The organism is Kineothrix sp. MSJ-39 (assembly GCF_018917935.1).
Classification (GTDB): domain Bacteria; phylum Bacillota; class Clostridia; order Lachnospirales; family Lachnospiraceae; genus CAG-194.
Map to the genome: position 1 here is coordinate 1 of NZ_JAHLPN010000034.1, position 8,298 is coordinate 8,298.

At 37.2% G+C, this 8,298-nt stretch carries 9 protein-coding genes; 2 read left to right on the forward strand and 7 right to left on the reverse strand.

Translation table 11 applies throughout. The features are described 5' to 3' along the window. Positions 1-167: 167 nt before the first annotated feature. From KQI22_RS13490 to KQI22_RS13520, 7 genes are all read right to left on the reverse strand, one after another. Entirely contained in the window at positions 168-530 is a 363-nt protein-coding gene (locus KQI22_RS13490) for a hypothetical protein (protein WP_216553330.1), read from the reverse strand. Then, on the reverse strand, positions 523-3,045 hold the full coding sequence (locus KQI22_RS13495; protein WP_216553333.1) for a DNA cytosine methyltransferase: 2,523 nt from the start codon (positions 3,043-3,045) through the stop codon (positions 523-525). The genes KQI22_RS13490 and KQI22_RS13495 overlap by 8 nt, the downstream gene beginning before the upstream one ends. Further along, positions 3,039-3,233, reverse strand: a complete 195-nt coding sequence (locus KQI22_RS13500; RefSeq protein WP_216553336.1) for a DNA-binding protein — start codon at positions 3,231-3,233, stop codon at positions 3,039-3,041. The genes KQI22_RS13495 and KQI22_RS13500 overlap by 7 nt, the downstream gene beginning before the upstream one ends. A 100-nt stretch (positions 3,234-3,333) precedes the next feature. Next, entirely contained in the window at positions 3,334-5,139 is a 1,806-nt protein-coding gene (locus KQI22_RS13505) for a relaxase/mobilization nuclease domain-containing protein (protein WP_216553339.1), read from the reverse strand. After that, entirely contained in the window at positions 5,118-5,480 is a 363-nt protein-coding gene (locus KQI22_RS13510) for a plasmid mobilization protein (protein ID WP_216553342.1), read from the reverse strand. The genes KQI22_RS13505 and KQI22_RS13510 overlap by 22 nt, the downstream gene beginning before the upstream one ends. A 262-nt stretch (positions 5,481-5,742) precedes the next feature. After that, entirely contained in the window at positions 5,743-5,919 is a 177-nt protein-coding gene (locus tag KQI22_RS13515) for a hypothetical protein (protein WP_216553352.1), read from the reverse strand. A 121-nt stretch (positions 5,920-6,040) separates the two neighbouring features. Beyond that, complete coding sequence (locus tag KQI22_RS13520; RefSeq protein ID WP_216553346.1) at positions 6,041-6,436, reverse strand: hypothetical protein; 396 nt, start codon at positions 6,434-6,436, stop codon at positions 6,041-6,043. Between the two features lie 282 nt (positions 6,437-6,718). Between KQI22_RS13520 and KQI22_RS13525 the strand changes: the two genes are divergently transcribed. Together KQI22_RS13525 and KQI22_RS13530 are read left to right on the forward strand one after the other, a co-directional pair. Then, the gene (locus KQI22_RS13525) at positions 6,719-7,315 is read left to right on the forward strand and encodes a helix-turn-helix domain-containing protein (protein ID WP_216553349.1); all 597 of its coding nucleotides are present in this window, start codon (positions 6,719-6,721) and stop codon (positions 7,313-7,315) included. Positions 7,316-7,491: 176 nt separating this feature from the next. Continuing rightward, positions 7,492-8,298 (forward strand): site-specific integrase, encoded by an 807-nt coding sequence (locus KQI22_RS13530; protein WP_253293651.1) that lies wholly within the window; start codon positions 7,492-7,494, stop codon positions 8,296-8,298.

Below are 8,298 nucleotides of genomic sequence, written 5' to 3' on the forward strand. Positions count from 1 at the left end.
CCGATTGCCCGAATAGTAACTTTAAAGCTTGTTTTACAGGCGGAAATTTTCGCCTGCTCTTGACATGCTCGAATCGACACTGTTATATATAAAGCAAGGGCTGAATGCTCATTTGAGAGCCTTCAGCCCAATCATTATCATAGAAGATTACATTTACAGAGTTTTATTCACACACTCTTGACTATAGAATAAACATACCCATGTCCACTTTTCTCCCCATGAATTATTCCAGCAGCGTCTAATAATTTTATTGGCTGACCGAAATACTTATCATATTCATTGGAAGCCTTTTCTGTTGGATTTGGCTTGCTAAATATTTGTTGTACATTATCTACTGTATAATCATTGTACCAAATATCATTTACAGTAAAGTTTTTTCTGTTTCTACTACTTGTATATTCAACAATACAGTCTGATACCAGACACACAACATCCATCGTGCATTTTTGATCTATCCAACGCCCATTATGTGTCTTTCTAATATCATAATCATGTTCATCTAAAAACTCTTGTATAGTTGCATTATCCATTACAATTCTCCTTTAGTACACCATAGAAAAAAACACTTGTAGCATCTACATTTAAAGAACGTGTCTGGTAATTTCTCGCTATTTGATAAAATTTTCTATATTCATCAGACGAAAAATATTCCATCTGTTTCTCTGTTAAATGAATATCCTCCTTTGGAATTAACACAGCTACAGAACCATTTACAACAACATTCTTTGTATTACGCATTACTCTTGGTTTATATGTCATATTGGGTGTTAAATATACATTTTGATTACCAACATACTTATAAGCACTCAAAGACTCTACTGTTTCCTTTTTTATATAAGAGTCATATCCTGGTATATCAACTATTTCTTTTCCATCATCACTTATATTTCTTGACTTAATAACTCTTAAGCAATCAGCTTTTTTCTCCTGCGTTGTATTAGAATTTGTTATTTGACGATCTCTAAACACAGTAAACTTATCAAATTCAAGCCTTTGAGAGATATTATCAAAGAATTTATCTCTGTAAATAATCCAGTACGGATATTTCGTATCTGTGATATACTTTTGCTTTTGTATGACAGACTGCTTCAATGTCAATGATTCTACTTTAGTTTCATTAGGTGCTCCAACAGTATCAATAAACATACATATTGTCTCAACCAATACCCCTTTGAACCCATTTTCTCCGTAATCCTGAATACAGTCTATCTTCTTATGTGAAAGAATTTCTCTTGTATCACTAAATTCTGGTGTGTTTAAAATGGCCTTTGGCATTATCATTGATACATAATCTGAAATAGCTAATGCTTTCTCCAAGAAAAATTCAAATGTATTGGTCGTATTCTTATTTATATTATTTTCCAAGTACTTTTTTGCATCCTTTGCTTTCAGTTTTGAAAATGGTGGATTTCCTACAACCAAATCATATCTCTTATTGAAATTATACAATAATGTATCTGTATTAATATAATTTATATTTACATTAGATGGCATTTTTTGCTTCTGCAACAATAGCTGAAGAATCTGCAAATTCTTTCTATCAATATCAGCCACATCAATATTAACTCTTTTTACATTCTCGTACTTTTTGAATAAAAATGGCAAAAAATTTCCCACTCCTACAGATGGCTCAAGTATGTTAATTTCATTCTTTTCAAATTCAGGAAGTTGCTTATATATTTCATTCACTATGAACTTGTTTGTATAATATGCAGCATTGTTCTCTCTTTTAGAATTTGTCAATTCAGCTATTCTAGCCAAAGAGGCACTTCCTAAATTAAGCGGATTGTTTACAATAAAATCAATTAAATTATCAGGACTATCCAACTGGTAATCTTCAATTGTTTTGTTAATCATAGAGTTGTCAAAATGCTCCTGCTCCATAAAGCTTCTGATATTACATGCAATTTGGAAAAAGATTTCTGTAGGTACAGCCTCCCCTATGCTTTGCCTTATCTTTATCTCCTCTTTCTTCAAAAGAGCTCTTTTATTCTTTTCTGGTAAAGCATTCAATTCCTCTAAAGTCTTATCAATCCACTTAAATTCCGGCGGAATTGTCATAATTTTCATAAGTTCACGAATTGAAAATACTCTGTCTTCTTCTGGATGTACAGTATTTTGACTTGCCAATTGGTCATTCCTTGTATGAATACAAGGTGCAACCTTATCCCAATATTGACGAGTATATTTATCTCCATTTTTTTGTTTATTAGGTACTACTACCCCGTCAACAATCTTATGCGGACGCTTCAATTCATCTTCATTATCAAATGCACTTTGTCCTTGCTTCAAATCATGAATCCAACAACGCATTTCTTCTGGATATGTTCTAAATGAGTGATAAAAATCTGTTGGGCAAATTTCACCCCACTCCAATTTGGGCATGTCACCTATTACATCTCTAAGAGTTCTCTCTTCTACATATGTTGGATACAACTCAATTGGTGCGACATATTCTGCCATATCCTTACTTACACCGATAACAACAGTTCGCGTTCTTGATGAATTTGAACCATAGTTTTTAAAATTAAGAATTCTACTGACAATAATATATTTATCACTCAATTCCTCATAAACCACATCACCTATCGCCTTAACTGTCCCATCAGGTGCTGTACAACCTGTTTTCATAAATGCAGCTACATTTTCAAAAATAAAAAATCTCGGTGCAATTTTCTGTATTAAATGTACTGACTCAACAACCAAGCTATTACGAACTATTTCATTCTCTGCTTTTTTATGATTTGCAACAGACATACCCTGACAAGGTGGTGTCGCAATTAAAACATCCACCCTATCATTTCCAAGGCCTTTCCATCTATCTATTTCTGTAAATATTTTGTTTTTAGTCTCATCTGTAGTTATATCATCACAGATATATCCTGATTCAAACCTACACTTGTTATTATATTTTTGAACGTTTAATCTTCTTTCTATCAGCTCATTTGTAGCTATACACTCAAATCCAGCCTTTTTAAATCCAAAACATCCAACTCCAGCACAACTAAAAAGACTTATATATGTTAATGTTTTATCCTTTAGCATACCAACACACCTCGTTTACTATGATTGCTTTTTCTTGCATCTTCAGGTTTTTTTGCATCACATGGTATAAGCCATGTTTTTCCCTTTTTCACAACGCCATCTATTCGACCTTGCTCGCATAAAATTGCTATCCGTCTCGAGGTAATTCCCCATTTTTTTGACATTTCTATGGTAGTTAAATAGTTCATTGTATTCCTCCAATCATATATCCTATTATATTCACTTATCTGAATAATTACAAGTTCTTTTTAGCAAACATTTGTTCTTTTAATGTTTTATTCCTTGAAATTATCTGCCTTTAAATTTCATGTTCTTTTCCATTATTTCTTCCCTTTTCATATTAGCCTCTCTACCAACGCTCTCATCATAAATCCTCTGAAACTCTTCATAAAGTTCATCACCATCCAGCTTTATTCCCAGCCTTTTCATCACATCCGAGAACAACTTTATGTTGCCGCCTACATCAGCAATATCAAATCCGAATACATCAGCCTTAACAGAATCACTGACATTCTCATAACCACCGAGCTCTGATATTCTCCTGGCAATCCAGTCAGCTTTGTCCACAGATTCAGTTTCTCTAGTTTCCACAAATTCACTTTTACCTGTCACATCATTCATACTTTCGCCAACTCTTACCACATTCACATCAGACGAATTATAAATTTCTTGTTTTCTCACACTATCAGCTTGCTCTTTCTGTCTGCCTATTTCATTCTGATTATTATCTGAATTTATTACCACAACATTCGTCTCAGACTCAACAACTGTTTCCACTGTGCTCTCAGCCAGCATATTCTCTTCCATTCCCGGTATCTCAACATCCCTGTCTGCAACGATTTCTTCTTTCTCCGACACCGCATAATAAGCCGTATACAAATCTTCTTTTATAATGTCATCAGCAAGCTGTATCTGCCTCTTAATATCCTTTTTCTCCTTCTTCAGCTCGTCCAGTTCTTCCTGCACTTCCACATGCCATATCTGATATTCCCGGTACTGCTCCTCGTTCTTAATATTCCGTTTCCGGCTAGAGCTTTCTCTGTATATCTCATGCTGTCTGTCCTCAATCTGCTGAATCTTTTCTTCCTGCTCACTTATGAAATCCACAAGATCCACAATACTTTTGATGTCATTATTCACAAGCAACAGATATTCATCCTGTAACTGATGAAACCTCTTCAAATCCTCTGCATACTTTGCTCCACCAACTACAAAACGCTTCTGCTCTACAATCCTTAACCGATACATCTTTGCATAAAACTGCTTCTGAAATGGTGACAGCTTCGCCCTGTGCAATCCCCTTATATCAGACGAATAAAAGTAAGGCTTTGCCATCCATGGCATATCCACATAATGCCGTAACATATCTTCTGAAAACATCTCGTCCAGCTTTGCCAGTTTATGATAATACCGAAATCCCGGTGCCTGCACCTCCATCCATGCGCCTTTCTTAAATACATATCCAAGTCTTTTCATCAGATATTTAAAATGCTCCACATTTCCGGCTGCATATGCACACATCTTGGCATCCCTTAGAATTATCTCTTTCATTGACATTTCCTTTTCCCACTTGTCCCTGCTGATATTCTTTGGATTTCTGCTGTACTCTGCCGGCATAATGGAAAGTCCAAGTTCATCACAATATTTATTTGTAATCGGCTGGAGATGATTCTTCCAGTTGTTTTTAGGCGAATTATATTTCTTACCGGTCGTTATGCTGACACTATTCCAGATCAGATGCCCATGCATATGTTCCCTGTCAGTATGAACCGCATACACCGCCTCATAATCATCACCAAGCACATCCTTTGCAAAGTGCTCCAGCACATACATTGCCTGTTCTGCTGTTACTTTTTCCTCCGGTGAAAACGATATGATCACATGATAGCCCTGCCTTTTACCGGTCTTATGAAATATATTCTTTGTCTCCTCCATCTGCTCAAATGCCGTATCCGGCAGGCAGTTGATACCGCCCACCAGTACGCATTCTTCTGTCTTATCCGGATTCTGGATATATTCCAAAGCATTCTTCAGGTGCGATGCCGGATTTCTGCCCTCTGACTCCTGTATGTTTAAGATCTTTGTAATCGCCATACTTCCAGCACCTCCCCGAATGTTTTCTTTACCTCATCCAGACTGTTCTGCAGCTTGTCAATGTCGCTGTAATACAATCTTCCCTGTGAATTGCCAAGCTTTACCGCCTGATTAATATTATTTGCAATACCTGCTATGATACGGATTGCTCTTGCCCTGTCCTCAGGATAACTTGTATCAATGTTACCGCCTGTCCGGATCAATTCTCTTATATAGGCGCTTGCTGTCATTTCCGTCCGCTTAAGTGCCGCTTTCAGAATATCCATATCTTTTTCTGACAGCTTCACCGATATCTTATAATCTTTCCTGTCAGACTTGTATCTTCGCTTTCCATCTGCCATACGTTTCTCCCCTTTCGTAACTTTCCAATGCTGTATCAAACCAATCTCTTTTTATCTGTACCATTGCTTTTTTCATCCTTTCTAAAACTAGTGTTCACTGGTTTTGCAAGATGCGGAAAAGGTCGGACCTTTTCCCGAAAAAAATATAAACGCATCAGCGTTTACATAATTTTTCGTCTTGGCAGGAGCACCTGCACCCTGTATATGATATGTGGTGGTTAATGTACCACCACGATTACTGATATGGTGGCGCTTTTTGTCATCACTTTACTGTTTTGGTGACATTTTCCGCCACCACTTTTCCATTTTGATTGCACTTTCCGCCACCATGACTTTTTTCTCGCTTATCCGAGTGGTGGCACTTTTTGCCGTCACTTTGCTGTTTTGACGGCGCTTTTTGCCCCCACTTTTGCATTTTGACGGCACTTTTTGCCCCCACACTTTTTCGGCTCTGATTTGTGCGGGGGCGCTTTCTGCCCCCACTTTGTGGTTTTGGAGGCGCTTTTTGCCCCCATTTTCACGTTTTGGGGGCGCTTTTTGCCCCCACTCGCTGGATTCACCTATTCAGTTATCTCTTTTGCCATCTCATCCGCATCCGATATCACATTTTCTGCTATATCTGAATCCGCTTCCGGCATCTCATTTGTTTCGGGCTGTATATCCACTTCATCCAGTTCACTTATCACAGAATCCCCAACTGCAGTTTCATAATCCTTTTCTTCTGCAACCTTGCTCCGGTTACGCTGCGGCTCATAATCCGGATTGTAATAATCTTCGTAGCCATAGATTTTCTGTTCAAAGTACTTCCGTGGGCATTTGCCCCGCATGGTGAAATAGCCTTTTGCCTCAAGCTCTGCATTATATTCCTTTATAATTGCATATGCCTTTGTCATCCCGATACCAAGCATCTGGCTTATCTCTCCTGCATCTATAAATGCTTCCTTTATACCTTTCATGCAGCTCCTCCTTTCATAAATTGTTATTTTAAATACGTATTTTCACAAAGCAGCTATCCTGTTCTTTATTTAGTCCGTATTGTTAATTCGTGTTTATCTTAATATCCTTTTCAGAATTTGTCAATAGAACTTTTTGTAATTACGCACTTGCAATTCGTTTTTATTTATGATAAAGTAATCGTACAATCATAAATAAGTCACTTACTGATACGTATTTTATTTAATATCAATCCAATACGCATCTTTGTAACGGACTATTTCATATAAAGGAAGGTGAACAGAATGGCTTTCTCTGATTCCATTAAACTTACTATGTCTTCTCCTGAGGATATCGGAAAGGCAATACAGAAGCAGCGCAGGGCACAGAAGATCACGCAAAAGGAGTTTGCACAGCGGCTTGGTAAATCAGAACGTACTATCCAGAAATATGAATCTGGTGAGATACTATTAAAAATAGATGTTTTAAAACAGATTGCTAATGAATTAAATGTTCCATGGCAGGAGCTTTTATTTACAAAAGTTACTAATACTCCAAAAGATAATACGACCGCTGAATATCCGGCATATGAATTCCACACTATGTCAGATGTAATCAACGCTCTCTTTGCCATAACCGAACTTACTGATTTTTCATTTGAACTGACCAACACAAAACCTCCTGAAAGTCCTGAATGGACTGCCGGGATTAAGGTTAATGGCAAAGGCAATGGAAAATATGATGCAGACTTCTGTCTCTTTATGGAAAACTGGATAACAAAGAAGAACATGCTTCAGACAGGAAAGCTTTCAAAAGAAAAGTTTGATTCATGGAAATCAGATATGTTAGCATATTATAAGGATTCCAGACTGGATAATGAAGCCGATCCAAAAAATGAATAATTGCAGGCTTACACCTTTAGTAAATAAAAAGCTCCGGCACACTCCTTCTCGCAAAAGGAATAACCGAAGCTATGTAAGTGATTGACCCGAAGGCTTTATAATCACCCTGAACAAGTAGATTATATCATAGCCTTTTGATGATTGCACAACAATTTTACAAAAAGGAGATGATATTTATGCCAGCTTACAAAGATGAAAAAACTGGTAAATGGTTCGCCAAGTTCTATTATACGAACTGGCAGGGAATCAAAAAACAGAAGTGGAAAAGAGGCTTCGCCACCAAAAAGGAAGCCTTAGGATTTGAAAGGGATTTTCTGGAAAAGCAGTCTGCCAATCCTGACATGACATTTCAAAACCTCTATGAAATTTATATGGAAGATATGGCTGCAAGGCTTAAGCAGTCAACTCTTCTGACAAAAAAGACGGTACTACAGACGCATATTCTTCCATTCTTCGGTAACAAACCGATAAATGAGATCAAAGCCTCTGATGTACGAAGATGGCAGGCGAAGCTTATGAGTTCGCCAAATAATTACTCCCAGACCTATCTGAAAAAGATTAACACGGAGCTTAACAGCATCATTAATTACGCCAAGCGATTCTATGATCTCAACACCAATCCCTGCGGCAAGGCAGGCACCATTGGAAAAGCGAAGGCTGAGGAAATGGATTACTGGACCTACGATGAATATATTGCTTTCCGTGAGGGTGTAAAAGACAAGCCTCTATCGTATATATGCTTTGAAGTCCTGTACTGGACCGGTATGCGGGAAGGTGAACTGCTTGCTCTCTCACCTGCTGATATTGACCTTGATAACAAGATAATATCCATCAACAGAACATATCAGCGGATAGGTGGAAAAGGAGTCTGTGAAAGTTTTTCTGTAAATAGGATTTTAAGGTCTTCTATGATAAAATATAAAATCATAGGAGGCCTTATTTTATGGCAAGACAAAAGAAACCAGTACACAAAGTACAAATGA